General features: G+C 71.6%; 23 protein-coding genes, 1 rRNA gene and 1 pseudogene. 20 read left to right on the plus strand and 5 right to left on the minus strand.

Annotation, left to right across the window (positions count from 1 at the left end; all coding sequences use genetic code 11):
- The first annotated feature begins 83 nt into the window (after positions 1–83).
- Both rrf and QN141_09410 read left to right on the plus strand, forming a co-directional pair.
- A 5S ribosomal RNA gene (gene rrf, locus QN141_09405) occupies positions 84–200 on the plus strand.
- 267 nt (positions 201–467) lie between these two features.
- Positions 468–926 (plus strand): single-stranded DNA-binding protein, encoded by a 459-nt coding sequence (locus QN141_09410; GenBank protein MDR7558692.1) that lies wholly within the window; start codon positions 468–470, stop codon positions 924–926.
- Between the two features lie 34 nt (positions 927–960).
- On the opposite strand, the gene QN141_09415 is transcribed toward QN141_09410, so the two are convergent.
- Positions 961–2,037, minus strand: coding sequence for a serine protease (locus QN141_09415; protein ID MDR7558693.1), 1,077 nt, complete (start codon positions 2,035–2,037; stop codon positions 961–963).
- 144 nt (positions 2,038–2,181) lie between these two features.
- Here QN141_09415 and QN141_09420 point away from each other — a divergent pair, with 144 nt between their 5' ends.
- Genes QN141_09420 through QN141_09430 form a run of 3 tightly spaced genes read left to right on the plus strand, consistent with a single transcriptional unit; the run spans position 2,182 to position 3,691 of the window.
- Entirely contained in the window at positions 2,182–2,916 is a 735-nt protein-coding gene (locus QN141_09420; protein ID MDR7558694.1) for an alpha/beta fold hydrolase, read from the plus strand.
- An 11-nt stretch (positions 2,917–2,927) separates the two neighbouring features.
- Entirely contained in the window at positions 2,928–3,494 is a 567-nt protein-coding gene (locus QN141_09425; GenBank protein ID MDR7558695.1) for a hypothetical protein, read from the plus strand.
- Entirely contained in the window at positions 3,491–3,691 is a 201-nt protein-coding gene (locus tag QN141_09430) for a hypothetical protein (GenBank protein MDR7558696.1), read from the plus strand. Before QN141_09425 ends, QN141_09430 begins: the two co-directional genes overlap by 4 nt.
- 10 nt (positions 3,692–3,701) lie before the next feature.
- Here the strand turns inward: QN141_09430 and QN141_09435 are convergent, their stop codons facing one another.
- From QN141_09435 to QN141_09450, 4 genes are all read right to left on the minus strand, one after another.
- The gene (locus QN141_09435; GenBank protein ID MDR7558697.1) at positions 3,702–4,481 is read right to left on the minus strand and encodes a hypothetical protein; all 780 of its coding nucleotides are present in this window, start codon (positions 4,479–4,481) and stop codon (positions 3,702–3,704) included.
- A gap of 15 nt (positions 4,482–4,496) precedes the next feature.
- Entirely contained in the window at positions 4,497–6,266 is a 1,770-nt protein-coding gene (locus QN141_09440; GenBank protein ID MDR7558698.1) for a long-chain fatty acid--CoA ligase, read from the minus strand.
- Positions 6,267–6,402: 136 nt separating this feature from the next.
- Positions 6,403–7,083 carry a response regulator transcription factor gene (locus tag QN141_09445; GenBank protein ID MDR7558699.1) on the minus strand — a complete coding sequence of 227 codons (681 nt, stop codon included), beginning with the start codon at positions 7,081–7,083 and terminating at the stop codon, positions 6,403–6,405.
- Complete coding sequence (locus tag QN141_09450; GenBank protein MDR7558700.1) at positions 7,083–8,186, minus strand: sensor histidine kinase; 1,104 nt, start codon at positions 8,184–8,186, stop codon at positions 7,083–7,085. The genes QN141_09445 and QN141_09450 overlap by 1 nt, the downstream gene beginning before the upstream one ends.
- An 85-nt stretch (positions 8,187–8,271) precedes the next feature.
- Between QN141_09450 and QN141_09455 the strand changes: the two genes are divergently transcribed.
- The 15 genes and pseudogenes from QN141_09455 (at position 8,272) to murB (ending at position 24,534) form a co-directional block, all read left to right on the plus strand.
- A complete protein-coding gene (locus QN141_09455; GenBank protein ID MDR7558701.1) occupies positions 8,272–9,267 on the plus strand; it encodes an ornithine cyclodeaminase family protein in 996 nt (331 codons plus the stop codon).
- Complete coding sequence (locus tag QN141_09460; GenBank protein MDR7558702.1) at positions 9,264–10,409, plus strand: FAD/NAD(P)-binding oxidoreductase; 1,146 nt, start codon at positions 9,264–9,266, stop codon at positions 10,407–10,409. The genes QN141_09455 and QN141_09460 overlap by 4 nt, the downstream gene beginning before the upstream one ends.
- A gap of 206 nt (positions 10,410–10,615) precedes the next feature.
- Positions 10,616–11,047: a division/cell wall cluster transcriptional repressor MraZ gene (gene mraZ, locus QN141_09465; GenBank protein ID MDR7558703.1), complete on the plus strand. Its 432-nt coding sequence runs from the start codon at positions 10,616–10,618 to the stop codon at positions 11,045–11,047.
- A gap of 33 nt (positions 11,048–11,080) precedes the next feature.
- Positions 11,081–11,998, plus strand: a pseudogene (rsmH, locus tag QN141_09470) (16S rRNA (cytosine(1402)-N(4))-methyltransferase RsmH).
- A 184-nt stretch (positions 11,999–12,182) separates the two neighbouring features.
- Positions 12,183–12,647: a cell division protein FtsL gene (locus tag QN141_09475; GenBank protein ID MDR7558704.1), complete on the plus strand. Its 465-nt coding sequence runs from the start codon at positions 12,183–12,185 to the stop codon at positions 12,645–12,647.
- A 25-nt stretch (positions 12,648–12,672) separates the two neighbouring features.
- Positions 12,673–12,846, plus strand: a complete 174-nt coding sequence (locus QN141_09480; protein MDR7558705.1) for a hypothetical protein — start codon at positions 12,673–12,675, stop codon at positions 12,844–12,846.
- 59 nt (positions 12,847–12,905) lie between these two features.
- A complete protein-coding gene (locus QN141_09485; protein ID MDR7558706.1) occupies positions 12,906–14,543 on the plus strand; it encodes a penicillin-binding transpeptidase domain-containing protein in 1,638 nt (545 codons plus the stop codon).
- A 35-nt stretch (positions 14,544–14,578) separates the two neighbouring features.
- On the plus strand, positions 14,579–16,048 hold the full coding sequence (locus tag QN141_09490) for a UDP-N-acetylmuramoyl-L-alanyl-D-glutamate--2,6-diaminopimelate ligase (GenBank protein MDR7558707.1): 1,470 nt from the start codon (positions 14,579–14,581) through the stop codon (positions 16,046–16,048).
- Positions 16,048–17,433 (plus strand): UDP-N-acetylmuramoyl-tripeptide--D-alanyl-D-alanine ligase, encoded by a 1,386-nt coding sequence (murF, locus tag QN141_09495; GenBank protein ID MDR7558708.1) that lies wholly within the window; start codon positions 16,048–16,050, stop codon positions 17,431–17,433. Before QN141_09490 ends, murF begins: the two co-directional genes overlap by 1 nt.
- Positions 17,430–18,389: a phospho-N-acetylmuramoyl-pentapeptide-transferase gene (gene mraY / locus QN141_09500; protein MDR7558709.1), complete on the plus strand. Its 960-nt coding sequence runs from the start codon at positions 17,430–17,432 to the stop codon at positions 18,387–18,389. The genes murF and mraY overlap by 4 nt, the downstream gene beginning before the upstream one ends.
- Positions 18,386–19,837, plus strand: a complete 1,452-nt coding sequence (gene murD, locus QN141_09505) for a UDP-N-acetylmuramoyl-L-alanine--D-glutamate ligase (protein ID MDR7558710.1) — start codon at positions 18,386–18,388, stop codon at positions 19,835–19,837. The genes mraY and murD overlap by 4 nt, the downstream gene beginning before the upstream one ends.
- Positions 19,838–19,889: 52 nt before the next feature.
- Positions 19,890–21,065 (plus strand): putative lipid II flippase FtsW, encoded by a 1,176-nt coding sequence (gene ftsW, locus QN141_09510; protein ID MDR7558711.1) that lies wholly within the window; start codon positions 19,890–19,892, stop codon positions 21,063–21,065.
- A gap of 4 nt (positions 21,066–21,069) precedes the next feature.
- Positions 21,070–22,164, plus strand: coding sequence for an undecaprenyldiphospho-muramoylpentapeptide beta-N-acetylglucosaminyltransferase (murG, locus tag QN141_09515; protein MDR7558712.1), 1,095 nt, complete (start codon positions 21,070–21,072; stop codon positions 22,162–22,164).
- On the plus strand, positions 22,161–23,615 hold the full coding sequence (murC, locus tag QN141_09520) for a UDP-N-acetylmuramate--L-alanine ligase (protein MDR7558713.1): 1,455 nt from the start codon (positions 22,161–22,163) through the stop codon (positions 23,613–23,615). Before murG ends, murC begins: the two co-directional genes overlap by 4 nt.
- 7 nt (positions 23,616–23,622) lie before the next feature.
- Complete coding sequence (gene murB / locus QN141_09525) at positions 23,623–24,534, plus strand: UDP-N-acetylmuramate dehydrogenase (GenBank protein MDR7558714.1); 912 nt, start codon at positions 23,623–23,625, stop codon at positions 24,532–24,534.
- The last annotated feature ends 29 nt before the right edge of the window (positions 24,535–24,563 follow it).

The following is a 24,563-nucleotide window of genomic DNA, read 5'->3' on the forward strand; positions in this document are numbered from 1 at the left end:
CAACGCCCTCGGGGCTCATGCCCAGCCTCCTTGACCTTCGACATCCAGTTCGGCCGTCCGTCATCGGCGGCGGCCTCGAGGTTCCCGGTGCCTATGCCGGAGGGGCCACACCCGTTCCCATTCCGAACACGGCAGTTAAGCCCTCCAGGGCCAATGGTACTGTGCTGGTAACGGCACGGGAGAGTAGGTCGGTGCCGGGAGTAACGTCAGCGGCGGAAGAGGTTTTCCTCTTCCGCCGCTGATCATTTTCTCGGAGAAAGGTCGATCCCTGGGGCTCGGTGGTCATTGGACCGCAGGGGGTGATCGATCGTGCGGATGGCGCGCCAGCTCATACGCAGGACCTGAGCCCGATCCGGATGCTCCTCCCCCGCCGCCCCGACCGACGCGCGCGGTTAGCCCGTCTGCGGCATTGTTCCACCGCGCGGTCTGCCCTAGCGTGGGCTGGCGAGGGGGGAGGAGGTCGTACGATGCCGCGACAGGCGCGAACGGAAGTACCGGAAGAAGAGGCGAGGCAGCCGCTGGAGCCGGAGGCCTCCGCGGTGGAAAGCCCGCGCGAGGACGCACCGCGGGGTGGAGGGGGACGAGGGATCAATCAGGTCACGCTCGTGGGAAGGCTTGCGCGCGATCCCGAAGTGCGCATGACGGCCGAGGGCGTGGCCCGGGCCTGGTTTGTCCTGGCCGTGCCACGCGCATTCGCCGGAAGGGACGGCGAGCGGGACGCCGACTTCATCAGTATCGTAGCCTGGCGCCAGCTGGCCACCGTGGTCGGCGAGCACCTGACGAAAGGCCGCCTGGTGGGGATCACCGGCCGGCTCCAGGTCCGTCAGTTCGAGGACGGCGCCGCCGGATGGAAGACCTCCGCGGAGGTGGTCGCCGACCAGGTGGTGTTCCTGGACGCGCCGCGCCGGGGGGCGGCCGAGGAGTAGGCATCTCCCCGGCCGCCCCCGCCGGAGTGCTGGGTCAACGGCAGACGACCCCGGCCGCCGCCGCGTCGATCACGCGGAGGCCGAAGACCTGGCGCGGGGAGCCCTTGAGGAAGACGAACAGGCCGCTGTAGTACCAGCCCAGGTAGGCCTGGCCCCGATAGTCCCGGACGGACGAGCAGGCGGGCGTGCCGTAGGCCCGGATCAGGTCGGCGTCCGTGGAGCCCACGCGGATGCCTTCGGGCGTGGCGGCAGCGCGGTCCTCAGTGTCGATCATGGCTGCCCGACCGGCGGCGAAGTAGATCCACAGCGAGCGTCCCTGCCACTCCGCCCAGCCGCTCTCCAGCCGCCGGGAGGGCGGGACGCCGAGTGCCGCCTCCACCTGTGCCGGCGTCATGCCCAGCCGGACCGACCCGATGCCCCTGCCGGGGAGGATGGCTGTCTGCTCGGCCGTCACCACAGAGGCGCCGTCGGCAGACGGCGCCGCGGAGGCCACGCCGGCGAGCAGCGGAGTCACGGCGGGGGAGGCCACCGCGTGCTTGAACCCGGTGGACCCCTGGCGCCCGTCGGTCCAGGCGCCCAGGAGGATGCCGACCACCTTGCCGTCCTCATCGAGGACCGGGCCGCCGCTGCTGCCCGGTCCGCCGCTCACATCGACGACGAACGTTCCTTCCGCCGTGCCGGAAGCGCTGATGATGCCGGCGGCGAGGGTGGGCTCGGCGGCGATGCGGGTGCCGAGCGGATAGCCCCAGACCCAGACGCGGTCGCCCTGCGCCGGGGTGCGCTCCGCAAACTGCAGGGTCCGGACGCCGTCCGGGACGGCGGCGGCGATCACGCCGACGTCGTGGCGCTCGTGGCACAGCACCAGACGTCCGCTCGCCTGCCGGCCGGAGGACCAGAACCGGATCTGGATGGCCGCGGCGCCGCGCACCACGTGACAGGCCGTGACGACCAGCGACGGCGAGACGACAAAGCCCGTGCCCGTCGCGCCGCCGGTGTCGATCAGGACCACGCCGCGCTTGGCCTCGAGGTACGGCGGCGCCGGGTCCTGCGCGTACAGCGGGACGGGGGATGCGAGCAGGCCGACGATCAGGATCAGGGTCAGCGTCCTCATCACAATCCCTCCCTGGGATGACACCTCTGTCGCACTCAGCGTACCGGCGGGCCACCCAGAGGCCATCGGGCGGTCGTCCCGGATACCGGCAAGAAGTGTCCCGACTTGGGGGGACAGGCTGGGAGAAGGTCGTAGTGATCAGTGATGCCGCACGGCGCGATCTGGCAGTGGAGCGAGGGAGGGCCGGCCGGGTGTCTCCTCCTGCACGGCTTCTCCGGCTCGCCGCTCGAAATGGTGCCGCTGGCCGAGACCCTGGCGGAAGCGGGCTGGACGGTGGCCGTGGCCCGGCTGGCCGGTCACACCTCGCCAACCGATCTGGCCCGCGCGACGGCGGAGGATTGGCTGGCGTCGGGGAAGGCGGCCTACGAGGAGGTCGCGGACCGCTGCAATCGCGTCGCGGTGCTCGGGCTGTCCATGGGCGGCGCGGTTGGCCTCGTGCTCGGCGCCACCGTACGGCCCGCCGCGGTGGTGGCCATCTCCACCCCCCTACGGATGAAGCGCCTGATCGCCCGGGCCACCCGTATGGCGGCGCGGGTGGTGCCCTACGTGCCGGTGCTCATGAGGCTGGGACCGCGCGAGCAGGCGATGCGGCGGTTCCGATCGCCGGCGCAGCGCATCCCCCTCCGCGCCGCGGTGGAGGTGGACCGGCTTCTCGAGGTGATGCGCCGTGCGCTGCCGCGCGTCCGTGCGCCGGTGCTGGTGGCGCAGGGACGCCGCGACTGGATCATCCCGCGGGAGAGCGCAGGGGAGATCGCCGCAGCCACGGGGGGGCAGGTGCTGTGGCTGCCGCGCTCAGGCCATGTCGCCACGCTGGATCGCGATCGCGAGATGCTCTTCCGCGAGGTCGGGGCATTCCTGCGCGTCCATCTCGACCGCTAGGGGGGAGGAGGGTGGAGCAACAGATCGAGCGCAGCAAGGTGGTGGTGCGGTGGATCGTGGCCGCTGTGCTGTTTGCCGCAGTGGCCTATTTGAAGGCGCGGGGCCAGGTGGAGGTGACCTGGGCCACCGTGCTGCTCCTGACCGCTGCGGTCGCCGTGCTCAACCTGGGCTATACGGCCGTCCTGCGCCGGGGCGCGCCGGGCTGGTTGAAATACCTGACGACCGGGACCGATCTGGCCCTGATCTCGGTGCTGGTGGCGCTGACCGGGAGCAGCGGCAGCGTCTTCTACGTCGCCTACTTCATCGTGCTGGTCAGCAACAGCATCCGCTACGGGATGGGGATGGCGCTGTATGTAGCCGTCCTCTACAACGTGGCCTACGCCATCATCCTGCGGATCCACCCGCCGGCCGGCGACCTCACGGTGGAGGCGGTGAAGATCTTCGCCTTCTGGGGCATCGCCCTGTACGCCGGCTACTTGGCCATGCGCTTTCAGCGGCAGGCCCGCATCCTCCAGTCCTACGAGGAGACGATCGCCCGCCTGCGCCAGGAGCTCGAGGCGTTGAAGGCGCCCCGGTGAGGAGCCGTCGGACGCCGGTTCTGACCGCCCGGACGTCGGGCCTCCTGGCCCTGACGGGCGTCGTGTTGCTGGCGGTGCTCGTGGGCGTCGCCTGGCGGGCCACCTCCGCGGCGTGGTTCCTGGTCTTTCCGTTGCTGCTTTTGGGCCTGCTCGTCGCGGCTGCGGCGGCCGCGCTGTGGATCCTGCGCCACTTCTAGGGGGACCCGCTCACCGCGATCCGGCCGGGGCCGCGGCCGGGGCCGGGCGGGCGTAGGCTTCGACCTCAGCCTGCGTGGTCAGATCGTTGAGGACGTCCTCCAGCCGTCGCGAGAAGCCCTCCAGCTCCGCCTCGTCCGCATCCTCCGGAACCTCCAGCGGTTCGCCGATCGTGATCACGGCCTTCGTGAAGGCCCGGGGAATCTCGAACCGGTCCCAGGAGTCCAGCGCAACGGGGTCCCGGATCGCCGCGCCGACCGGGACGAGGGCCACGCCGGTCTTCTTGGCCACATACGCGGCGCCCGGCTTGGCCCGGAACACCGGACCTCCGGGGCCGTCGGCCGCGATCATCCCCCCGCGGCCGCGCTCCAGGTACTGCAGGAGGCGGATCACGCCGCGCGACTCGCTGCCGAATTTCGCGGCGTCCAGTACCTGGTAGCCCAGGTGCTGGAGCGAGGCCAGCGTGAGCTGCCGGACGTACCGGGAGAGGGCCGGGATCCGACCCTGGCGCGTCTGGCTGGAGTAGATCACCAGGGGCAGGCCCTGCAGGAAGAAGACCGGCAGCAGCCCCTTGCCGTGCCAGACCACGATAAGCACCGGCCGGCCGGTGCGCACCAGGACCCCGAGGTGGTCGTAGCCGAAGACGCGGAGGTCGAGGGTGGCGTCGACCAGGCGGAACAGCGCGACCGCGATCAGGGCGAACACCCAGATCGCGCCGGCTGTGAGGCGGTCGCGGACGTCGATCAGCGGACTGCTCGTCGCGTTCTGCGGCCCGGTCACGGCCCCGGCCACGCCCCCGCCGGCGGCTCACTCGTCAAGGCCATAGCCCGCAGTGCGGTGCGTCTTCAGGTACATCTCCTCAATCTGCTGGCGGTATCGCTCCGTGACGATCTTGCGCCGCACCTTGAGGGAAGGGGTCAGCTCGCCGCGCTCCAGCGTGAACTCCTGGGGCAGCACGGTGAACCGGCGGATCCGCTCGTAGGGGGCCAGCTCGGCGTTGACCTCCTTGATCGCCGCGGCGATGAGCGATTCGGTGACGGGATGGCTGGCGATCTCTTCACGGCTCTTGCCGTTGATCCCGTGTGCCGTGAAGTACGCCGCGAGCACCTCGAAGTTCGGGGTGAGCAATGCCGTGATGTAGGGGTAGTTGTCGCCGATGACCAGGGCCTGGGCGATGTAGGCGCTGGCCGCCAGACGGGCCTCGATGGGCTGCGGAGCGACGTTCTTGCCGCCGGAGGTGACGATGATGTCCTTCTTGCGGTCGGTGATATAGAGGAAGCCGTCGCGGTCCAGATATCCGATGTCCCCGGTGTGCAGCCAGCCCTGGGCGTCCACGGCCTGGGCCGTGGCCTCGGGTTTGTTCCAGTACCCCAGCATGATGTTCGGGCCGCGGGCCAGGATCTCGCCGTCGTCGGCGATGCGGATCTCCACACCCGGCGCGGCGGGCCCGACGGATCCGATCCGGTTGGACTCCAGGCGGTTGACGGCGATCACCGGCGCGCTCTCCGTCAGCCCGTAGCCGTTCAGCAGCGGCAGGCCGACGATGTCGAAGAACTCCCCGATCTCCTTGGCCAGCGGTGCCCCGCCGGAGATCGTGAACCGCAGGCGTCCGCCGAAACGCTCCAGGATCTTCCGGAAGACCAGCCGCTTGGCCAGGGCGTACTGCAGCGCGGCGCCGATGGGCGGGTGGCGGCCCTCCCGCTGCGCCGACCGGACGATCTGCCCGATCCGCATCGCCCAGGTGAACAACCGCCGCAGGCGATCCTCCTTCTGCACCCGGCTCATGATCTGGACGTAGGCGCGCTCGTAGACCCGTGGGACCGAGCCCATGATCGTCGGCCGCACCAGCGGCAGCATGGGCACGACCTTCTCCACGGCCTCGACGTAGGTGATGCGGCAGCCCGCAGCCAGAAAGATGTAGTCCAGGATGCGCTGGAAGACGTGGGGCAGGGGCAGGAAGGACATCACCTCGTCGCGATTCGTGATCGGATACAGCGGCAGGAGGGTGTTGATCTGCACCGCAAAGTTGCGGTGGGACAGCATGACCCCCTTGGGTTCGCCCGTGGTGCCGGAGGTGTAGATCAGGCTGGCCAGATCATCGGCCGCCGGGCGGTGGGCCGGAACAGCCGGCGGGACAGGCAGGTCGTTCAACGGCTCCAGCCCCAGCCCCGGATCGAGGCCCAGCAGCCGGACGTCGGGGAGGTCCTTCGCCGCCTCCGGGGCCGTCGCCGCACGCTCGCGGCCGGAGACGATGAGCAGCCTGGCTCCGGCGTCCTTGACGATATAGGCGACGGTGGACGCGGGGAGCGACGGGTACAGCGGGACGAGCGCCGCACCGCAGAGGTGGCAGGCGAAATCCACGATGTGCCACTCCGGCCGGTTCTCGGAGAACAGCGCCACCCGGTCGCCGGGGGCGACTCCGGCTGCGGCCAGGCGACCCGCCGTCTGGCGCACGGCCTCCCCGAACCGGCTCGTGGTGTAGCTCCGCCACTCCCGACCGGCGCGGGCCCGCAGCAACTCGCGGTCGGGCGGGTTGCTGCGAATGACGTGCTCAAAGAGCTCGACCAGGGTCTCCATTTCGCTCCTCCTCCGCCTGCGTCTCGGCCGCGGGTTGAGCGTACACCCCGTCGCAGCGACCCGGCATCGGGCCGCCGTCCCGCCGGTCCCCCGGCGGTGTCCCGGCTTTCCGGGACCACCCCGGCGGCCCGGCCGGTCAGCGGTCGGGCGGGTCTTGTGGTTCCGTCGGCCCCAGCCCGTGGCGGGCCGCGATGAGCGCGGCGGCGGTCCGGTCGTTGGCCTGGAGCTTGCCCAGGATGGCGCTGATGTGGTTGCGGACGGTCTTCTCCGAAAGGAACAGCCGCTGGGCGATCTGCCGGTTGCGCAGCCCCGCCGCCAGGAGTTCGAGCACCTCGGTCTCCCGCCGGGTCAGCCGGGCGAACAGCCGCCGCTGACCCCGGACCATCCGGTCGATGCGGCGGAACTCGCGGATGACACGCGCGACGAGACCGGGGGAGAGAAACCCCTCCCCCGCATGCGCCGCCCGGATCGCCGCCGTGATGTCCTCCAGCGCCGCGTCCTTCAGCACGTACCCCGTGGCGCCGGCCTTCAGGGCGGCAAACAGCGACTCGTCGTCGTCGTACGCGGTGAGGACGACGACCGCCGTCTGCGGCAGTTGATCGCGCAGGCGGCGGGTCAGTTCGATGCCGTCCACGCCCGGCATCTTGAGGTCGGTGAGCACGACATCGGGCCGGTGGGCCAGGGCCTCGATGAGCGCCTGGCGGCCGTCGGCGGCGGCGGCCACGACGTGCACGGCGGGGTCGCGCCCCAGCAGTTCCGCCAGCGTGCTCCGCAGGAGCCCTTCATCCTCGACGAGGAGGACGCGGATCGGCGGCATCAACGCCTCCGACTCACCGGGAAGGCCGCCGCCACCGTCGTCCCCTGGCCGGGCGCGGAGGTGACCTGAAAGCTGCCGCCGGCGCTGCGGACGCGCGCCTCGAGCCCGGCCAGCCCCCGGTCGCGCACGGCTGCGGGGTCGAATCCGCGGCCGTCATCGCGAATCGTACACCGCAGGTGCCCGTCCGCGGCCGCCATCGTCACCTCGACCGTTGCGGCGTCGGCGTGCTTAGCCACATTCGTCAACGCCTCCTGGATAACCCGCAGCAGCGCATGCTCCGCCCCCGGAGACAGGCGCGGCAGGGTCGGGGGCAGATCGACCTCAAGGGAGAAGGGCCACCGCTCGGCCAGGGCGGCGATCTGGTCGCGCAGCGCGGAGGAGAGGTCGCCTCCGGCCGCCGAGCGCAGGCGGCGCACCAGGTAGCGGAGTTCGTCCACGGCGCGGCGCAGCGCATCCCGCTCCCCGGCCAGGATGGCCCGCGCCCGCGGCGGCGCTTCCTCGACGAGCCGCGCGGCCAGATCCAGCCGGGCGCTCATCGTAACGAGCAGATGCTGGATCCCGTCGTGGATCTCCCGGGCCAGGGCCGCCTGATACTCCGCACGCTCGGCGGCCCGGGCCGCCTCGGTGACCGCGCGGAGCACCGCGCCGTACAGCGAGGCGATCAGGATGATGATGACCAGCCGGAAGACCAGGCCGATCGTCCACGGCGTCGCCGACCGCAGGACGACCCCGATGTAACTTGCCGCGGCGACGCCGGCCACGGCCCCGAGGTTCAGGAGGCTCAGCGAAGCCCCTGCGGAGGCCAGCGGGATGAAGTACAACACCGAGAGGGGATCGGTGGGACTGCGCAGCAGGACCAGCGCGGCGGTGACCACGGCGACGTCCAGGTACGGCCACAGGAGGGCGGTGTGGAGGCGGTCGGTGAGCGTGAGCCAGGTGCGGACGAGGAGATAGGCGCCGGCAAAGACGGCGAGCCAGCCCAGGCCGCGCAGGTCGGTCGGCGCCAGCGGCCCGCGCCAGGCCGGGCGCAGAAACCAGAGCCCGGCCAGCGGCGCCAGCGTCCAGATGTGGCCCAGGATGATCAGCTGCAGCCTGCGCTGCATGAGGTTGTCTGGCGAAGGCTACGCCGTCCCCCCGGTCTCTTCCTGCGTGCTTGACACCTTGGGGCGGCCTCACGAAGATGGGGCTGTGGCGCTGCTGCTCCGGGAGGCGGAGGTAGCCGAACTGCTGACGATGGATGCCGCCATCGAGGTGGCGGCCCGGGCGCTGGTGGCCTTCTCCAGGGGCGATGTCCTCCAGCCGGTCCGTCAGGCACTGTCCATCGACCCCCACGGAGGGTACCTCGGCCTGATGCCGGCGCACATCCGGGCGGGTGGCGGACCGGAGGCGTCGGAAGCGCTGGGCGCCAAGGCGGTGACCTTTTACGTGCGCAACGCGGAGCGCCGCCTGCCCACGCACATGGCCGTCGTCCTGCTGTGGGATCCCGCCACCGGCACGCTGCGGGCGATCATGGACGGACGGCTGATCACCGAGGTCCGCACGGCGGCGGTCTCGGCGGCCGCGACGAAGGCGTTGAGCCGGCCGGAGGCAGGCGTGCTCGCCCTGCTGGGGTCGGGGGTGCAGGCCCGCAGCCACTTCGACGCCCTGCGCCGGGTGAGATCGGTTCGGGAGGTGCGGGTCTGGTCGCGCACGCCGGCGCACCGTGAGGCCTTCGCCCGGGAGATGAGCGACCGCGGCGTGTCCGTCCGTCCCTGCGCCACCGCGGAGGAGGCGGTGCGGGGCGCCGACCTCATCGTGACGGCGACCTCGTCGCCGCAGCCGGTGCTGGAAGGGCGCTGGCTGGAGCCGGGCGTGCACATCAACGCCGTCGGCGCGCCGCGGCCGGACTGGCGTGAACTGGACAGCACGGCGGTGGCCAGGGCCCGGGTCTTCGTCGACTCGCGGGCCGGGGCGCTGGCCGAGTCCGGCGACCTCCTGCTGCCGATGCAGGAAGGCGTCATCACCCGGACGCACATCCTGGGGGAGATCGGCGAAGTGCTTGCCGGAACGATTCCCGGGCGCACCTCTCCGGAGGAGATCACCCTGTTCAAGTCCCTGGGCATGGCGGTGGAGGACGTGGCCACCGCCGCCTATGTCTACGCCCAGGCTCTGGCCCGGGGTCTGGGGCGGGAGGTCGCCCTGTGAAGATCGTGATCCTGGGCGGCGGCTTCGGCGGGATCACCGCGGCCGTTGAACTGAGCCGGGCCCTCGGGCGCGAACACGCCATCACGGTGATCGAACGAGCGCCGGTCTTCATGATGGGGCTCCGCAAACTCTGGATGGTCACCGGTCGGGGGACGCGGCGCGAAGGGGAGCGGGTCCTGGCCCACCTTCGCGCGGACGGCGTGCGCGTGGTGCAGGAGACGGTGCTGGCCATCGACAGCGATGCCCGGGAGGTCCGCACCGATGCCGGACGCCATGCCTACGATTACCTGATCGTGGCGCTGGGGGCCGAGCCGCGCCCCGACCTTGTGCCCGGTTTTTCCTCGTCGGCCTACAACCTGTACGGGGTGGCGGATGCAGAGCGTCTGGGCGCGCGCCTCAGGGAGTTCACCGGCGGGCGCATCGTCATCGCCATCCTGGGCGTTCCCTACAAGTGCCCGCCGGCCCCCTACGAAGCGGCGATGCTGCTGGACGATCTGTTCCGTCGTCGGGGCATGCGCGGCGACGTGCAGATTCAGGTCTGCACCCCGCAGCCCATGTCCCTTCCCGTGGTGGGGGCCCAGAACTGCGCGCAGGTGGAAGGACTGCTGGCGGCCAGGGGGATCGTGTTCTCGCCCAACCGCAAAGTCGCCCGCCTGGAGGGATCGACCGCCGTCTTCGAGGACGGGACCCGTCTGGCCGCGGACCTGCTGATGATCGTCCCGCCCCACCGTCCGCCCGCGGCGATCGAGAACAGCGGATTGCCGAAACGAGGGATCTGGGTGGCCGTGGATCCCGCCACGCTTCGCACGTCCGTCGAGGGGGTCTTCGCGGTGGGCGATGTGAACGAGATCCCGCTGGCCACCGGATTGCCGCTGCCGAAGGCCGGGTTGTTCGCCGAAGCGCAGGCCAGAGTCGCCGCGCAGCAGATCGTCGCCGAACTGCGGAAGGGTCCGCCTCCGTCGTCCTTCGACGGCGTCGGCTACTGCTTCATCGAAACCGGCGGGGGAATGGCCGCCCTTGTGCAGGGCCAGTTCCTGGCCGCTCCGCATCCCGCGATCACCATCGCTCCGCCGAGTGCGGCGGCCTACGCCCAGAAGATCGAGTTCGAGCGCTCGCGCCTGACCGACTGGTTCGGTCCCTGACCGCAGGACGGCCCGGCCGGGGGTCAGGCGGGGATCCCCACCGCAACCGTTCTCTTCTTCCGTCGCGACATCTGGTAGCCGGGCATGATGGCGGGGCCCGTATCTTGCGCCGCCAGCCGCAGGCGAAAAATCTTCCGCCTTTTCAGGGTCTGGGAGGAGGAGTCCGGGGGTACGGGTGGAATAGAAGTGGCGCAAAGTGGGGAACGGTGGGGAGCTTGTTCAGAGGAGAGCACCGGTATTCCCTGGACGACAAGGGGCGGGTGGTCCTGCCGCCCAGTTTCCGACGGGCGCTGGGGGGGACCGTCGTGCTGACCCGGGGGCTGGACGAGTGCGTGGCCGTCTATCCGCCCGCGGAGTGGGCGAAGAACGAACGAAAGTTGCGGCAGCTGCCCGTGAGCCGTCGCGACTTCGTGCGGTTCATGCTGAGCAGCGCGGAGGATGTGGAGCTGGACCGGCAGGGGCGGATCTCGATCCCCCAGCACCTGCGCGAGTACGCGAAGATTGAGCGCGAGGCGGTCGTCGTCGGATTGGGGAGCCGGCTGGAGATCTGGGGCCTGGAGAACTGGAAGCGCTACATCGCCAGGGTGCAGGCCGAAGCTCCGCAGCTGGCCAGTGAGCTGAAAGATCTGAGCATTTGAGCCGTGGCGGGACCGGCCGAGCCTGGAGCCGGGATGGTGCACGTTCCGGTCCTGCTGGAGGAAACGCTGTACTGGCTGGCGCCGCGGCCCGGAGGCGTCTACGTGGATGCCACGCTGGGCGCCGGCGGACATGCCGAGGCGATCCTGGAGCGGATCGGGCCCGGGGGGAGGCTGATCGGGATCGACCGGGACGACGCCGCCATCGAGGTCGCCTCCCGGCGGCTGGCCAGGTTCGGCGAGGCGGTGGTGATCGTCCGTGAGAGCTTCACGGCGATCAAGGAGGTCCTGGCCCGGCAGGGTCTCCGGGAGGTCGACGGTGTGCTCTTCGACCTCGGCGTCTCGTCGTTGCAGCTGGAAGATCGCTCGCGGGGATTCTCGTTCCTGGGCGCCGGGCCGCTGGACATGCGGATGGACCGACGTCAGGCGCTCACCGCCGCGGATCTGGTGAACGGGCTCGGCGAGCGTGAGTTGGCGGATCTGATCCGGCGGTACGGCGAGGAACGATGGTCGCGGCGCATCGCCCGGGCCATCGTCCGCCGCCGGCCGCTGCGGACAACCGAAGAGCTGGCCGCCGTCGTCGCGCAGGCCATCCCGCGTCGGCAGTGGCCCCGGGGGATCCACCCCGCGACACGGACCTTTCAGGCGCTGCGGATCGCGACAAACGACGAACTGATGAACCTTGAGAAAGCTCTACCAGATGCGGCGGAGGTACTCCGGGAGACGGGCCGACTCTGCGCGATCACCTTCCACTCCCTGGAGGATCGGACCATCAAACACACCTTCCTGCGCCTCTCCCGTGGGTGCACCCGTCCCCCCGGGGCCTCCGCCGACGTGCCAGGGGGAAGGGTCCGGCTGCGCATCCTGACGCCCAAGCCGGTCCGGCCTTCCCCCGAGGAGGTCAGGCGAAATCCGCGGGCGCGCAGCGCCAAGCTGCGTGCGGCGGAACGGATCGCGGCAACACCGGAAGAGATGTGGGGCGGGGCGGACCGGGGTCGGTCTTCGCACTTCCACTCACACCCCGAAGATCCCCTCCGCAGCAACATCTGAGCACCTCCGGCAACCGACCTCCGGTTGCCCTGCCCCGCATGCCGACGGCGGTCGCGACGATGTGGACGGCGGTGACGGGAGTAGCGCGATGCTGGCGGTAGCGACACGCACACGAACCTATCCGGTCCTCTGGCCGGAGCGGGGCGCGCCCGAGCGGCGGAGCCGCGCGACGCGGCGCCGCCGCCTTACCCCCCTGACGCGCGCGCTGGTGGCGGCGGCGCTGGTCGTCGCGTCGGCCATCGCCTATGTCGGCCAGAGTGCTTCCGCCGCCCGCACCGGGTACGCCATCCTGGCGCTGCGGACGGATGTGGAGCGGTTGCAGGCCGAACACGCCCGCCTCCTTGTCGTCGCCACGGGCCTGAAGTCGCCGGCGCGGATCGAGCGGATTGCCCGTCTGGAACTCGGGATGGTGTACCCGGCGCCGACGCAGGTCCAGGCGCTGGCGTTGCCCGCCCCGGCCGTGGCCGCCCCCGTCGCTCCTCCGCCGAGCGCATGGCAGCGCATGGCCGATCTGCTCTTCGGACGCGAGGCCGCGGCCGGCGAGACGCACTGACCGCCGTGGATGAAGGAGGTGCGTCATGACGGCCAGAGAGGCGCTGCGGCGGATCGTCGAGGCGGAAGAGTCGCGGCGCGAGCGGCGGGCGCGCGCCGCGCAGGACGCCGCGGGCCGCGAGCCCGCGTCCGACATCCCCGCCTCCGTTTCGCCGGCTCACCAGCGGTACGATCCCTTGACGTCGACCACCGCGTCCTGATCCGGCGCCGGATCACGACCCTCGCCGTCCTCCTGACGGCAGCCCTGGGGCTGTTGCTGGTGCGTCTGGTCCACCTCCAGGTGGTCCGCGGAGCGTACCTCGCCGGGATCGCCCAGCGTCAACAACTGGCCACGATCGCGCTGGAGCCTCACCGGGGCCGGCTGCTGGACCGCCGTGGGCGTCCCCTGGCGATCAACGTCGAGGCCACCAGTATCTACGCCGTGCCCGCGGCCATCTCCGACCCCGGCGCCTTCGCCGCCCGGGTGGGCCCGGTCCTCGGCCTCTCCACCGAGGAACTCGTGCGGCGTCTGGCGCGCGGCCGATACTTCGTGTGGCTGGCGCGCAAGGTCCGGCCCGAGGTCGTGGCCAGGATGAAGGCCCTGGACCTGGACGAGCAGATCGGCTACCGCGTCGAAGACCTCCGTGCCTACCCCAACGGAGCCCTGGCCGCCCACGTGCTGGGGTTTGTCGGCATCGACAACCAGGGTCTGGCCGGGGTTGAACTGCGCTACGACGGCCTGCTGCGCGGCAGGCCCGGCGAGGCGGTGGCGGCCCACGACGGGATGGGCCGCATTCTGGTGGAGACCCAGCGCATCGTGGAGGCGCCGGTGGACGGGTCGGATCTCCTGCTCACGATCGACCAGGTCGTCCAGCACATCGCCGAACGGGCGCTCGAGGGCGCGATGAGCCGGACGCACGCGCGGGCCGGGCTGGTCGCGGCCATGGATGTCCGCTCCGGCGAGATCCTGGCGCTGGCGCTGCGACCCACCTTTGTCCCCGCCGCCGCGGGCACCGCGGCGCCCGAACGGTGGGTGAACCGGGCCATCAGCGAGGTCTACGAACCCGGATCGACGTTCAAAGTGATCCTGGCCGCCGCCGCGGTGGATTCGGGAGCGGTTCGCCCCACCGAGACCTTCGCCTGCCCGGGATTCCTGCGCGTCGGCGACCGGATCATCCGGGACGCCGGGGGGCGCCGGCACGGCGCCCAGACGCTGGGCGATGTGATCAAGAACTCCTGCAACGTCGGCTCCGCGCAGGTCGCGACGCGGCTGGGCCGGGTCGTCTTCTCCCGCTACGTCCGGGCCTTCGGCTTCGGGACGCCGACGCGCGTCGACCTGCCCGGGGAGGTCGGGGGCCTCGTTCCTCCGCTCCAGGGATGGGCGCCGCCCACGCTGCAGACCATCTCCTTCGGCCAGGGGATCTCGGTGACGCCGGTCCAGCTGCTGGCCGCGGTGGCCGCCCTCGGGAACGGAGGGTGGCTGCCGCGCCCGCACGTCGTGCGGGCGGTGCGGGATCCGGCGGGCCGCCTGACCGCCGCGGCCGACGGGCGACCGGCCCGCCGCGTCGTGCGCGCCGAGACCGCCGCCGCCGTGCTGGCGATGATGGTCAAGGTCGTGGAAGAAGGCAGCGGCCGGCTGGCCCGGATCGACGGCTACCAGGTGGCGGGCAAGACGGGCACGGCGCAGAAGGCCGCCCCCCGGGGGGGCTACGATCCCGACCGCTACGTCGCCTCGTTCGTGGGTATCGTGCCGGCCGACGCCCCGCGCCTCGCCATCCTCGCCATCCTGGACGAGCCCCACGGAGCCTATTACGGCAGCGAGGTGGCCGCCCCGGTGTTCCGCGAGGTCGCATCGCAGACGTTGTGGTACCTGCGCATCCCACCGCGCACCGGGGTCGGTCGGCCGTTCCCGCCGTAGGCGTCTGGCCCGCGTCCGCCCCCGGTATAATGACGATGATGCGTCTGGATCGCCTGCTGCAGGACCTGCACGGGGCGACCGTGCGCGGGCGGACCGATGTCGAGGTCACGCACCTTGCGGCGCGCCACGACGCCGCGGGGCCGGGCGCCCTCTTCGTGGCGGTCCGCGGCTTCACCCACGACGGGCACACCTTCGTCTCTGAGGCCGTCTCCCGCGGCGCCGCCGTCGTCGTGGTGCAGGACCGGGTCGCTGTGCCCGACCCGGTGACCGTGGTCACCGTCCCCGACACCCGGCTGGCCCTGGCCCACCTCAGCTGCGCCTTCTACGGCCACCCCTCGCGGGACCTGAGCGTCATCGGCGTGACCGGGACCAACGGCAAGGGCACGACGGCCTACCTCATCGAGGCGATGCTGAGGGGCGCGGGGCGGTCCTGCGGGGTCATCGGGACGATGGGGGCGCAACTTGGAGAGCGCGTCGCGGCGCTGGATCGCACGACCCCGGAGGCCCACGACTTTCAGCGTCTGCTGCGGGAGATGGCCGACGCCGGCGCGGCGTATGTCGTGGCCGAGGTGGCCTCGCACGCGCTGGCGCTGCACCGCGTCGCGGGGACGCGCTTCTCGGCCGCGGTGTTCACGAACCTGACGCAGGATCACCTGGACTTTCACAAGACTCTGGACGACTACCGGGCGGCCAAACGGCGGCTCTTCGAGATGGTGGAACCCGACGGACTCTCCGTGGTCAACGCGGACGATCCGAGCGGCGAGACGATGGCGGCGGCCAGCCGCGCCGCCGTGGTCCGGTACGGTCTCGAGCGCCGCGCGGACGTCCGGGCCGCGGACGTCGAGCTGCGGCCGGAAGGGGCCGTCTTCACCCTGCAGACACCTCAGGGACACCGGCGCGTCCGGACGAGATTGCGGGGGCGCTTCAACGTGTACAACGCGCTGGCCGCCGCGGCCGCCGCCGGGTCCCTGACGGTCACTCTCGACGACATCGGCCGGGCGCTGGAGACGTTCCCGGGCGTCCCGGGCCGCTTCGAGCCGGTGGACGAAGGGCAGGAGTTCGGTCTGGTGGTGGACTACGCCCATACCCCCGACGGGCTGGAGCATGTTCTGCGTGCGGCGCGCGACTTCGTGCGGGGGCGCACCATCGTCGTCTTCGGTGCCGGGGGAGATCGCGACCGGACGAAGCGGCCGAAGATGGGGGCCATCGCCGCCCGGCTGGCTGATCTGGCCATCGTCACCTCCGACAATCCCCGCAGCGAGGATCCGGAGGCGATCATCGAGGAGATCCTGAGCGGCGTCGAAGACCGCCGGAACATCGAGGTGCAGCCCGACCGGGCCCGGGCCATCGCCCGGGCGATCGAGGTGGCGGGAGCCGGGGATTTCATCATCATCGCGGGCAAGGGTCACGAGCCCTACCAGGAAATCCGCGGCGTGCGGTATCCCTTCGACGACCGGCGCGTCGCCCGCGACGCGTTGCGCGCCCGGCTGGCGGCGCGACCCTGATGCGGTTGACGGTGGCCGAGATCGTCCAGGTCACCGGCGGCAGGGTGGTGGACCCCCTCGGGGACGGCAGGCGGGCGGCGGTGACCGGTATCAGCACCGACACCCGGACGCTGCGGCCGGGCGACCTCTTCGTGGCGCTGAAGGGTCCCCGCGCCGACGGGGCCGAGTTCATTCCCGAGGCCTTTCGCCGCGGAGCCGCCGCCGCGCTGGCCGGGCGCGTTCCCGGTCTGCCGCCCGGTCCGGTGGTGGTGGTGACCGATCCCCTGGCGGCGCTGGGGGCGCTGGCCCGGTTCTACCGGCGCACGCTGGAGGTCACGGTGATCGGCGTGACGGGCAGCGTGGGCAAGACCAGCACGGCGGCCATGAGCGCGGCGGTGCTGGAATCGGCGTTCACGGTGGCGCGCACGCGCGACGACTGGAACGCGGAGATCGGTGTGCCCCTGGCGTTGCTCGGTCTGACGCCCCGCCACCAGGCGGCGGTCATCGAGATGGCGATGCGCGGGCTGGGGCAGATCGCCCTGCTGGTCGAGATGGCGCAGCCGCAGATCGGCGTGGTGACCAACGTCGGCGAGACCCATCTGGAGCTGCTCGGCTCGCGCGAGAACATCGCCCGCGCCAAGGAGGAACTGGTGGCCGGACTGCCTTCCGGAGGGACGGCGATTCTGAACCGCGACGATCCGCTGGTCGCCGGGATGCGGCCGCCTGCCGGCGTCCGCATCCTCTTCTACGGTCTGGGTCCGTCGGCGGAGATCCGGGCGGGGGAGATCGTCCACGAGCCGGCGGGGGTCCGCTTCCTCCTCGTGACGGGCGGAGGGATGGAGGAGGTGCGCCTGCGGACCTGGGGGCGCCACAACGTCTACAACGCCCTGGCCGCCGCCGCGGTGGGGGTGGCCATGGGCCTGCCCGTGGGGGAGATTGCCCGCGGGTTGGGCCGCTACGTGCCGCCGAAGATGCGGCTGCAGCCGGTGAGGGCAGGGGATCTTCTGATCGTCAACGACGCCTACAACGCCAGTCCGGCGTCGATGGAGGCGGCCTTTGAAGTCCTGGAGTTCGTGGGAGGGGGGCGGCGGACGGTGGCGGTGCTGGGTGAGATGAAAGAGCTAGGGTCATGCTCCGCGCAGCTGCACCGCGACGTCGGCGCGGCCCTGGCCCGCCGCCGGATCGACCTGCTCGTCGCCGTCGCCGAAGGGGGCGCCTGGATCGCCGAAGGCGCGGCGGCGGGCGGGATGCTCCCCGAGGCGATCGTTCATCTGCCCTCCGTGGAGGCGGCGGTGGAGCGCCTCCCCGGTCTCCTCCGTTCCGGCGATGTCGTCCTCGTCAAAGGCTCCCGGGCGCTGGCGATGGAACGGATCGTCGAAGCCCTGGTCGCCTCCCGCGGCTCATGACGCCGTCTCCCGCGCTGGCCGCGACGCTGGCCGCCGTGATGACCACGGCCCTCGGCTACTGGGCGATCCCGCGGCTGCGGATGCTGCACGTCCGCCAGGCCATCCGTGAGGAAGCGCCGGTCCGCCACCGGGCGAAGGCCGGGACGCCCACGATGGGCGGCACCTTCATCATCGCGGCGATCGTTGCGGCGACGCTGCTCACCCTGGGGCGGCTGTCCCCGGGCCCGGCATTCGCCCTCCTGGTGACGGCGGGGTACGGTCTGGTCGGCGGCCTGGACGATCTCCTGAAAGTCCGCCGCCGCAGGAACATCGGCCTCCGGGCCCGCGAGCGTTTGGCGCTCCAGCTCTTCCTCGCCGCCCCGGTCGCCCTCTACGTCGCCCGCCGCCCGGACCTGGGGACGGCGCTGTCGCTGCCCGGCCTCGGGTCGTGGGACCTCGGGTGGGGGTACGTGGTCTTCGCCGTGCTCTACATCGTAGGCTTTGCCAACGCGGTCAACCTCACCGACGGCCTGGACGGCCTGGCCGCGGGGACGGTGGCCATCGCCGCCGCGGCGTACGCCGCGGTCGCCCTGCACGTCGGCCGGCCGGAGCTGAGCGCGCTTGCCGCCGCCGTCGCCGGGAGCTGTCTGGGGTTCCTGTGGTTCAACGCCCACCCCGCGCAGGTCATCATGGGCGATGTGGGCAGCAACGCCCTCGGCGCCGTCCTGGCCCTGCTGGCCATCCTGACCAAGACGGAACTCCTCCTCTTCCTGGTCGGGCTGGTCTTCGTCCTGGAGGCCGCTTCGGACATCCTCCAGGTCGCCTACTTCAAGAGCACGGGCGGCAAGCGCATCTTCCGGATGGCGCCCCTGCACCACCACTTCGAACTCTCCGGGTGGACCGAGACCCAGACGGTGACGCGGCTGTGGCTGATGGCGCTGTTCGCCGCCCTGGCCGGGCTGGCGGTGCTGGCGTGACGGCCCGGTCGCGGCTGGCCTGGTACCGCGGGAAGGAGATTCACGTCCTCGGCTTTTCCGGCACGGAGGGGTCTGCGGTGATCGACTTCCTGGTGGGGCGGGGGATCACCACGATCACCGCTCACGCCCTGCACGGTCCGGAGGAGTTCGAGCGGGAGTTCGACCGGACACACCCGTGGCTGCCGCCCGGGCCACGGCGGGAGGCCGCCGCCCGCCTGCTGGCGTATCCGATCACCTTCCGCTGGCGGGACCGCTACCTGGAGGGGCTGGAGCGCGCAGAGGTCATCTTCGTCCCGCAGTCCTGGTTCCGCTACCCGCAGAACGCCCCCGTGGCCCGGCGCGCCGAGCGCGGGGTACCGCTCAGCTCGATGACCCATCTGTTCTTCGAAGAGTGTCCCGGCCCGATCATCGGCGTGACGGGGACGAACGGGAAGTTCACCGTGGCCTATCTCGTTCACCAGATGCTGCAGCGGACCCTGGGACGGGCGTTCTTCTCGGGAAACGACCGCTCCCACGTCCCGATGCTGTACTTTCTCGACGACCTCCGCCCCACGGACTGGCTCGTCCTGGAGATCAGCAACCGTCAGCTGGTCGGGCTGCCCTACAGTCCCCGCATCGCCGTCGTGACGAACATCGCCCCGCACCACCTCGACGACCACGGTTCCTTCGAGGCGTATGTGGAGGCGAAGGCCGGGATCCTGCGGCACCAGGGGCCGGAGGACGTGGCCGTCCTCAACGCCGACAATCCCCACACGAAAGCGATGGCCGCCGGGGCCCGCAATCCCTACTTCTTCAGCCGTCTCGGTCGTGTCGCCCCGGGCGCCTTCATCGAGGCGGGGTCGATCGTGATCGTCCGCGGCCGTCTCCATCAATCCCTGCCCGTCTCCCTGCTGCGACAGCCCGGGGCTCACGCGGTGGAGAATGCGCTGGCCGCCGCGCTGACCGCCGCCCTGGCCGGGGCGTCCGCGCCGGCCATCGCCGAAACCCTCGATGAGTTCCGCGGGCTGCCCTACCGCCTGCGCCTTGCGGCGGAGCGCGGCGGCGTACGCTTCTTTGAAGATTCCCTGGCCACCAACCCGACCGCCGCGGCCGCGGCCGTCGCCAGCATGGACCGCCCCTTCATCCTCATCGCGGGTGGCGCCCGCCCGCAGGCCACCCCCGAGCAGTTCCGGCCCATGGCGGACGCCCTGCGCCGATCGCCGGTCCGCGCCGTCCTCCTCATCGGGGCCTGCGCTCCACAGTTGGCCGAGGCGCTGGCCGGGCTGCCGGTGCCGGTGCGGACGGTCGGCACCCTGGACCGCGCCGTGGCCGAAGCGACCGCCGCGGTGCGGCCCGGGGAAGCCGTGCTGCTCTCCCCGGGCTGCGAAAGCTTCGACCAGTTCCGCGACTACCGCGAGCGCGGCGACCGGTTCATCGCCCTCGTCGGGCAGGAAACTCAGAAGGTCTGACGCAACATTGCACCAGGATGTCGCTGACGACTCACCCGACGACGGACCGCCCATGGACCACCTGCACCGGCGCGCGCCGGACTACTGGCTGATCCTCCCCGTCATCGCCCTGGCCGGTTTGGGTCTGGTCATGGTCTACAGCGCCAGTTCCATCGTCGCCGGGCAGCGCTATGGCGACCCCGCCTTCTTCCTCAAACGCCAGGTCCTCTGGGTCCTGCTGGGAAGCGCCGCGCTCGGGGTCGCCCGGCACATCCACTACCCCGCCCTCCGCCGCCTGACACCCGTGCTGCTGGCGGCGGGCATCGGCCTGCTCGTGCTGGTCCTCATCCCCGGAATCGGCCGAGTGGCCGGGGGGGCGCGGCGCTGGATCACCGTCGGGGGCGCCATCGCCTTCCAGCCGTCGGAGAGCTTCAAGGTGATCCTGGCGCTGTACCTGGCCAACTTCCTCACCCATCGCGGGCCGTATCTGGACAGCTGGCGCGGCATGCTGCCCCCGGTCGTGGTCACCGCAACCGCCGCCGGCCTCATCCTGCTTCAGCCCGATCTCGGAACGGCGATGCTGCTCGGGTTGCTGACGGTGACGATGCTGTTCGTGGCCGGGGTCCGACTCCGCCACCTGGCCGCCCTCGCCGTTCCGGCGCTGGGACTGCTGGCCCTGGCCATCGGCTCGGCCGAGTACCGGCGGCGGCGCATCCTGGCCTTCCTCGATCCCTGGGCGGACGCGCAGGGGGCGGGCTTTCACATCATCCAGTCGTTGCTGGCGCTGGGATCCGGCGGCGTCCTCGGGGTCGGGCTGGGCGGGAGCCGGCAGAAGTTTTTCTATCTGCCGGAACGCCACACCGACTTCATCTTCTCCATCCTGGGAGAAGAACTCGGCCTGGTCGGCACGGGGGGCGTCGTCCTCCTGTTCGGCCTGTTCGCCCTCCGCGGCTACCGGGTGGCGCGCCGCGCGCCGGACCGCTACGGCAGCCTGCTGGCCGCGGCGCTGACCACGATGATCCTCATCCAGGCGATCATCAACATCGGCGTGACCTCGGGGGTCCTGCCGATCACCGGCGTGCCGCTGCCCTGGGTGAGTTTCGGCGGGTCGTCGATGCTGTTCACGATGATTGCCGTCGGGATCCTGCTGAACATCTCCCAGTACGGCCGGGACGCCACCGCCGCCACCGGCACCACCCCTCCCGGCGCCGCCGCATCCGACTTCGCCCCGGCGCGCGGGCCCGGCTAGCCGGATGCGTGTCGTAATCGCCTGCGGAGGAACCGGCGGCCACATCTACCCGGCGCTGGCCGTCGCCGAGGCGCTGCGCGAGCAGGAGCCTGCCGTTCAGATCCTCTTCGTCGGCGGTTCGCGGTTGGAGACGCAGCTTGTTCCCCAGGCGGGCTGGGCATTGCGCGCCGTTGCGGCCCGGCCCATCCCGCGCACCGTCACGCCGGGCGTCCTGACCGCCCTCGGAGCGCTCGTCGTCGGAACGGTGCAGTCGGCGCGGATCCTGCGGGACTTCCGCGCCCAGGTGGTCCTGGCCACCGGGGGATACGTCTCCGCCCCCGTCGGGGTGGCGGCGGCGATGCTCCGGGTGCCGGTGGTCCTGCAGGAGCAGAACCTCGTCCCCGGTCTGACCACCAGGATGCTGGCGCGCCTCGCCGCGCGGGTGTCGATCCCCCACGAGACCGTCTGGGCGCGTCTGCCGGCGGGGGTGGTCACCGGGGTGCCCATCCGCCGCGGGGCGACGGGCGGGGACCGTGCCCGGGGGGTGGCCCGCTTCGGCCTGGAGGCCGGGCGGTTCACCGTCCTGGTGCTGGGCGGCAGCCAGGGGGCGCGGAGCCTGAACGAGGCGATGCTGGAAGCGGCGCGGGCGCTGCGGGCTCCCGACGCTGTCCAGGTGCTGCATCAGGCGGGTAAAGGACAGGCTGAGTGGGTCGCCCGGCGGGCGGCGCAGATCCGGACGCCGCGCTACGTCGCCGTGGGGTATATTGAGGATGTCGCCGATGCTTACGCCTGCGCCGACCTGGTCGTCTGCCGGGCGGGAGCGGGGACGCTGGCCGAGGTGACGGCGAACGGGCTCCCGGCCGTCGTCGTGCCCTATCCCCATGCGGCGGAAGGACACCAGGACGCCAACGCGCGTCTGATGGAACGCGCCGGCGCCGCCGTGGTCATCGCCGACCGCGACCTCACGGGGGCGCGTCTGGCGGAGGTGATCGACGCCCTGCGCGAGGATGCCCCGCGGGCGCGGGCGATGGCGGAAGCGAGCCGCAGACTTGGACGCCCCGGCGCGGCCGCCGCCGTGGCCGCGCTGGTCAGGGACGCGGCCCACAAGGAGCGGGCGTGATCGATCGGCAGCAACGGGTCCACTTTGTCGGCATCGGCGGCGCGGGGATGAGCGCTGTGGCGCACGTCCTGCTGTCCCTCGGATACCGCGTCAGCGGCAGCGACCTGCGTTCGTCCGAGGCCGTTGGCCGGTTGGAGGCCCTGGGGGCGACCGTCCACATCGGGCACGACGCCGCCCACGTGGAAGGCGCCGACATCGTCGTCGCCTCCCGCGCCGTGCCCGATCTGAACCCGGAGATCGTCGCCGCGCGCTACCGGGGCATCCCCGTCCTCCACCGCGCCCAGGTGCTGGGGCAGCTCTTCACGGGCCGGTTCGGCATCGCCGTGGTCGGCACCCACGGCAAGACCACGACCACGGCGATGACCGCCCACGTGCTGGCCGCGGGCGGCTGCGACCCCACCGCCCTGGTCGGCGCGGACGTCGAAGGCCTCGGCGGCAACGTCCGTCTCGGGGCCGGTCGGCACATCGTCGCGGAAGTGGATGAAAGCGACGGCTCCCTGCTGTACGTGCGTCCTTCGGCTGCGGTCGTGACCAGCCTCGACTTCACCGACCACCGGGACTACTACGGCACCGTGGCGCGGTTGACGGAGACCTTCACGCGCTTTCTGCGCCAGTTGCCCGCGGACGGCTTTGCCGTGATGTGCAGCGACCACCCCCATGTGCGCCGGCTGGTCCCCGAGGTGACCGCGCCGGTGCACACCTACGGTCTGCAGTCGCGCGCCGGATACACCGCGGAGATCCACAGCATGGAGGGCCGCCTCACACGCTGCACCTTCCGCCGCAGGGGTCGCGCGCTGGGGGGGGTGATGCTGCCCGTGCCGGGGCGGTACAACGTCCGCAACGCCCTGGCCGCCACGGCTGTGGGAGTGGAAGTCGGGCTCACCTTCGACCAGGTGGCCCGGGCCCTGGAAACGTTTCCCGGCGTGCGCCGCCGTTTCGAGGTGCGGGGCGAGGTGGACGGGATCATGGTGGTGGACGACTACGCGCACAACCCGATCAAAGTGGCGGCCGTGCTGCGCGCGGCCAGGGAGTCCTGGCCCACCCGCCGTATTGTCGCCGTCTTTCAGCCGCACCGCTACACCCGCACCAAGACCACCTACCGTCGGTTCAGCCAGGCTTTCCAGGACGCCGACGAACTGGTGATCACGGAGATCTACCCCGCCGACGAGCCGCCCATTCCCGGCGTGAGCGCCGCGCTCATCGTCGACACCGTACGGGCCCGACGGCCGGTGACCTTCATCGCCCGGCTCGAAGCGGTCGTCGACTACCTGACGCCCCGGCTGCGCCCGGGGGATCTGGTGCTTACCCTTGGGGCCGGCGACGTCTGGAAGATCGCCGACCGGCTGGTGGCAGCCCTTCAGGCGGCTCGGCCTTACGGGGAGGGAGGCCACGAAGCAGGCGAGCCCGCCCTCGCCGTCCCCCCGCCGGCAGCCGCGCCGGAGGCCCGGTAACCCGCCCGTGGCGACCACGACCCAGGAGCTGGCCGGAATCCTGCGCGCCTTCTGCCGCGAGGTCAGGGAGCAGGAGCGGCTCAGCAGGCACGTCAGCTTCCGCATCGGCGGGCCGGCCGACATCCTCCTCATCCCCCGTTCGGTAGAGGAGCTGCGCAGGGTGGCCGGCTACCTCTTCGCGGAGCGGATTCCGTTCCTCGTCCTGGGCGCCGGCAGCAATGTCCTGATCTCCGACCGGGGCATCCGCGGCGTCGTGGTCAAGGTCGGCAAGGGATTGGATCGGGCGACGTTCAGCGGCCGACGGGTCGTCGCCGAAGCGGGGGTGGGGCTTCCCCACCTCGCCCGCGAGGCCGCCGCCCGCGGCCTCGCGGGGCTGGAGTTCGCCGCCGGTATCCCGGGATCGATGGGCGGCGCTGTGGTCATGAACGCCGGCGCCCACGGCCACGCCATGGAGGAGGTGGTCCGCGCGGTGCGGGTCATCACGCCCGAAGGCGAGCGCGTGCTGGATCCCCCCCTGCTGGAGTACGCCTATCGGTCCAGCGCGTTGCAGCGGGGACCGGCCGTCGTCCTTGAGGCCACCCTGGAGCTGGAGCCGAGTACGCCGGAGGCGGTGCGGGCCCGCACCGAGGAGTGGCTGCGCCGGCGCGGAGAAACCCAGCCCATCGGTCCGCCCAGCTCGGGATGCGTGTTCCGCAATCCTCCCGGGGATCACGCCGGCAGGCTGATCGACGCCGCCGGGGCCAAAGGACTGACCGTCGGGGGGGCGCGCGTCTCGGAGATCCACGCCAATTACATCCTGAATACGGGATCGGCCACCGCCGCCGACGTCCTCGCGCTGATGGACAAGGTATCCCGGGCGGTCATGGAGAAGTTCGGGGTAGCACTGGAACCGGAGATCAAACTCCTGGGGGAGTTCTAAACAGAAAAGCGTTGACCTGACAGCATAAC

The sequence above is a fragment of the Armatimonadota bacterium genome (assembly GCA_031459765.1).
GTDB lineage: Bacteria > Sysuimicrobiota > Sysuimicrobiia > Sysuimicrobiales > Kaftiobacteriaceae > Kaftiobacterium > Kaftiobacterium secundum.

Bases quoted from the DNA above. Each gene is read 5' to 3' on its own strand.
- ftsW (MDR7558711.1), top strand. From the start codon at position 19,890: ATGGACCACCTGCACCGGCGCGCGCCGGACTACTGGCTGATCCTCCCC.
- QN141_09410 (MDR7558692.1), top strand. From the start codon at position 468: ATGCCGCGACAGGCGCGAACGGAAGTACCGGAAGAAGAGGCGAGGCAG.
- QN141_09480 (MDR7558705.1), top strand. From the start codon at position 12,673: ATGACGGCCAGAGAGGCGCTGCGGCGGATCGTCGAGGCGGAAGAGTCG.
- QN141_09475 (MDR7558704.1), top strand. From the start codon at position 12,183: ATGCTGGCGGTAGCGACACGCACACGAACCTATCCGGTCCTCTGGCCG.
- QN141_09490 (MDR7558707.1), top strand. From the start codon at position 14,579: ATGATGCGTCTGGATCGCCTGCTGCAGGACCTGCACGGGGCGACCGTG.
- QN141_09445 (MDR7558699.1), bottom strand. From the start codon at position 7,083: ATGCCGCCGATCCGCGTCCTCCTCGTCGAGGATGAAGGGCTCCTGCGG.
- QN141_09450 (MDR7558700.1), bottom strand. From the start codon at position 8,186: ATGCAGCGCAGGCTGCAGCTGATCATCCTGGGCCACATCTGGACGCTG.
- QN141_09420 (MDR7558694.1), top strand. From the start codon at position 2,182: ATGCCGCACGGCGCGATCTGGCAGTGGAGCGAGGGAGGGCCGGCCGGG.
- murF (MDR7558708.1), top strand. From the start codon at position 16,048: ATGCGGTTGACGGTGGCCGAGATCGTCCAGGTCACCGGCGGCAGGGTG.
- mraY (MDR7558709.1), top strand. From the start codon at position 17,430: ATGACGCCGTCTCCCGCGCTGGCCGCGACGCTGGCCGCCGTGATGACC.
- QN141_09415 (MDR7558693.1), bottom strand. From the start codon at position 2,037: ATGAGGACGCTGACCCTGATCCTGATCGTCGGCCTGCTCGCATCCCCC.
- QN141_09440 (MDR7558698.1), bottom strand. From the start codon at position 6,266: ATGGAGACCCTGGTCGAGCTCTTTGAGCACGTCATTCGCAGCAACCCG.
- murG (MDR7558712.1), top strand. From the start codon at position 21,070: ATGCGTGTCGTAATCGCCTGCGGAGGAACCGGCGGCCACATCTACCCG.